Source organism: Selenomonas sp. CM52 (assembly GCF_000292955.1).
Lineage (GTDB): Bacteria > Bacillota > Negativicutes > Selenomonadales > Selenomonadaceae > Selenomonas.
Genome location: NZ_ALNM01000036.1, coordinates 1 through 2615, shown reverse-complemented (window position 1 = coordinate 2615; position 2615 = coordinate 1). Strand labels below are relative to the sequence as shown.

The window sequence follows — 2615 nt, the reverse complement described above, 5'->3', positions numbered from 1 at the left end:
CGTTTGCCCAGCCCATCGTGTTTTCCTGCATCGTGAATCCGTACTCGGCGGCCTTGCTCTCGATGATCTCGGCAATTTCCTTCTTCGTCATTTTCTTTTCCTCCGTTTCTTGTTTCTTCAGTTTTCCCTTTCGGCATGTGTATATTCCCGTACTATCCGAGAAATAGCAAGGCCATATGTGTGTATACAATCGCTCTAAAACACCAAAATCCCCCGCTCATCATACACCGACGCAGATGCATCGTTGCCACAGCGAATCGCACGATCCAGTGCCATAATCAGCGCAATGACACCGTCGATTCTTTCCGTGGACTTCTCCTTATCCGCCTTGATGTTCCCCGCAGGATCGGTGCGAATGAAGATGTTGTCTGCCATCCAGCGCAGGACGGGATGACCGCCGTGCGCTATTTTCTTTTCCAGCGTCAGCTTCATCAGTTCCTTCGTCGGCGGACTCATATCCTTGAAGCCCTGTCCGAACGGGACGACGGTAAATCCCATTCCTTCGAGATTCTGCACCATCTGCACCGCACCCCAGCGATCGAAGGCGATCTCGCGGATGTTATATTTCTCGCCCAGTTCCTCGATGAATTTCTCAATGAAGCCGTAATGCACGACATTGCCCTCCGTGGTCATGAGAAAACCCTGCTTCTGCCATACGTCATAGGGCACATGGTCACGGCGCACGCGAAGTTCCAGATTTTCCTCTGGAATCCAGAAATATGGAAGCACAGCAAAAGGCTCATCTTCCTCAGCCGGAGGAAATACGAGCACGAATGCCGTGACATCCGTCGTCGACGAGAGGTCAAGTCCGCCGTAGCAGACGCGCCCCTTCAAGGCTTCGGCATCAACAGGTGCGGCGCACGCATCCCACTTATCCATCGGCATCCAGCGCACAGACTGCTTCACCCATTGGTTCAGGCGCAACTGCCGAAAGCTGTTCTCCTCGGCGGGATTCTGCCGTGCGGAGTCGCAGGCCGCCTGCACCTTGTCGATACCGACCGTGATGCCGAGCGACGGATTTGACCGCTTCCAGACTTCAGGGTCTGTCCAGTCCTCATCTTCCTTTGCGCCGTAGATGACAGGATAGAAGGTCGAGTCGATTTTGCGCCCTTCCAGAATATCTTTCGCCTTTTGATGCGTCTCGTAACAGATGGACTGTGTATCTGTCCCCGCTGTCGTGATGAGGAAATAGAGCGGCTGCATACGCGCATCGCCCGAACCTTTCGTCATAACGTCAAAGAGCTTGCGATTTGGCTGTGTGTGCAATTCGTCGAACACGACACCGTGGATATTGAATCCATGCTTTGAATAGGCCTCCGCTGAGAGCACCTGATAGAAGCTGTTCGTCGGCAGATACACCATGCGCTTCTGAGAGGCGAGGATCTTCACTCGCTTTCCAAGTGCGGGACACATGCGCACCATGTCGGCGGCTACCTCGAACACGATGCTCGCCTGCTGACGGTCGGCGGCGCAGCCATAGACTTCGGCGCGCTCTTCCCCATCGCCGCAGCAAAGGAGCAGTGCGACGGCGGCGGCAAGCTCTGATTTTCCTTGCTTCTTGGGCAGCTCAACATACGCCGTATTAAACTGCCGATAGCCGTTCGGCTTCAAAATACCGAAGAGGTCACGGATGATGCGCTCCTGCCAATCGATGAGTTCGAAGGGTTTGCCCGCCCACGTTCCCTTCGTATGGCACAAACACTCGATGAAGCCCACAGCGTAGTCCGCAGCAACTTTGTCGTAGTGCGCGTTCTCTGCCATGAACTTTGTCGGCTTGTAGCCCGTCAGTTTTCGCAAGCAATTACCTCCAATGCAAAAGGAGCCGCCGTGAAGCGACTCCTCAAACTGTATTTCCGTCTCAGCTTTTCGCCTTGCGTCCCCACTCCCATGTGTAGCCGTAGGCTTCTTCGAGAATCTTTCGGTCGAAGCCGAAGCGGCAATAGGCACGATAGAGAATGTCGAAGTACTCCATGGAGGGAATGCCGAGCTTTCTCTCCTCGTGCATGATGTATGCCATGCCGCACGTCGTGCCGCAAACTTCGCCATTTGCGTCGGTCTTAACTGCCTGAATCGTGCGCTTGTAGTAGAACGTCGGGAATCCCTCATAACGGTCAAGCCGCTCCTCGTCCGTTTCCGTGATGCGCCAGAGCAGAATCGGCACGCTCTGCCCTTTCTCCTTCTCGATCGTCGCATAAGCTCCTGTCTTGCTTCCCTTGAACATCAGCCGCCAACCTTCCAAGCGTCCCGTTCCCAGAAGTTCCGCTTCCGGGCAGCGACGCTGCATCTGCTCCAAGTCCATGTTGGAGCCGTACGCGATGTACATCTTCGTTTTCATCTTCCTCATCCTTTCCGCTTCCGAAGGAACATCCCTTCTACTGCCCAAAGCCCGCCTGTTGGCGGGCGGGGCTTGGCTTCGGCTCTTATGCCGAAGGGGTGCTCCTGCCGAAGCGGAAAGCGGCGTCGCCTGCAAGGTTCCTCGTGAGGATGTCCCTTGCCGTGGTGAATTCCCAGCCGATGAAGCCGAGGCGCATCAGCCAAGTCCGCATCGCGAATTTCGGGTTTTCCCTCTGCGGTTCTTTGGGGCTTGCGGTCTTGAGGTTTTTCGCCGCTTCGGA

2 protein-coding genes and 1 pseudogene are annotated in these 2615 nt (G+C 55.3%); all 3 read right to left on the bottom strand.

Annotated features, from left to right (window positions below; translation table 11 throughout):
* Positions 1–195: 195 nt before the first annotated feature.
* On the bottom strand, positions 196–1797 hold the full coding sequence (locus tag HMPREF1153_RS09405; protein ID WP_009646722.1) for a terminase large subunit: 1602 nt from the start codon (positions 1795–1797) through the stop codon (positions 196–198).
* A 61-nt stretch (positions 1798–1858) separates the two neighbouring features.
* Positions 1859–2344 (bottom strand): gamma-glutamylcyclotransferase family protein, encoded by a 486-nt coding sequence (locus HMPREF1153_RS09400; RefSeq protein WP_050992519.1) that lies wholly within the window; start codon positions 2342–2344, stop codon positions 1859–1861.
* 76 nt (positions 2345–2420) lie between these two features.
* Positions 2421–2615 (bottom strand): annotated as a pseudogene (locus HMPREF1153_RS09395) (alpha-L-fucosidase); the annotation flags it as partial.

Coding starts and splice junctions, on each gene's coding strand:
- HMPREF1153_RS09400 (WP_050992519.1), bottom strand. CDS start 2,344: ATGAGGAAGATGAAAACGAAGATGTACATCGCGTACGGCTCCAACATG.